General features: G+C 46.3%; 1 protein-coding gene. It reads left to right on the forward strand.

All coding sequences use genetic code 11. The annotated features are described in order from the left end of the window. Positions 1-545 (forward strand): IS256 family transposase (locus ACFSB2_RS23135; protein WP_377945472.1); only part of this gene is annotated, 545 nt, incomplete at its 5' end. Positions 546-585: the final 40 nt, after the last annotated feature.

A 585-nucleotide genomic window follows, 5' to 3' on the forward strand; every position in this document is an offset into this window, starting at 1 on the left:
TCGAAGATATCCTCATCACTTGTGTCGACAATCTGAAAGGCTTCAGCGAAGCTATCTCTGCATGCTATCCAAAAGCAGACATCCAGAAATGCGTTGTTCACCAAATTCGCAACTCCTTGAAATACGTGTCTTACAAAGACTATAAATCTGTGACAGCCGCGCTTAAGCCCATATATAAAGCCAACACAGAAGATGCTGCTCTAGTCGAGTTGGATATGTTCGAGGAAACTTGGGGTAAAAAATACCCGCTTGTCGTTCGGTCATGGCGGGCGAACTGGGACGAACTAGCCACCTTTTTCCGTTATCCTCCAGAGATGCGCAGAATCATTTATACGACCAATCTGATTGAGGGCTACCACAGACAACTTCGAAAGGTGACGAAGGGCAAAAGCATCTTCCCGACCGATGAGTCGCTGACCAAGATGTTGTACCTAGCCACAATGGAGGTCACAAAACGCTGGACCATGCGGGTGCAGCACTGGGGACAGATACTCAGTCAGTTAATCATATACTTTCCAGACCGAGTGGAGAACTATATCCGCTAGTTTTATCGAACGGAGTTTACACAAAATTATTGACAGACCC

The sequence above is a fragment of the Alicyclobacillus fodiniaquatilis genome (genome assembly GCF_042678105.1).
GTDB classification, from domain to species: Bacteria; Bacillota; Bacilli; order Alicyclobacillales; family Alicyclobacillaceae; genus Alicyclobacillus; species Alicyclobacillus fodiniaquatilis.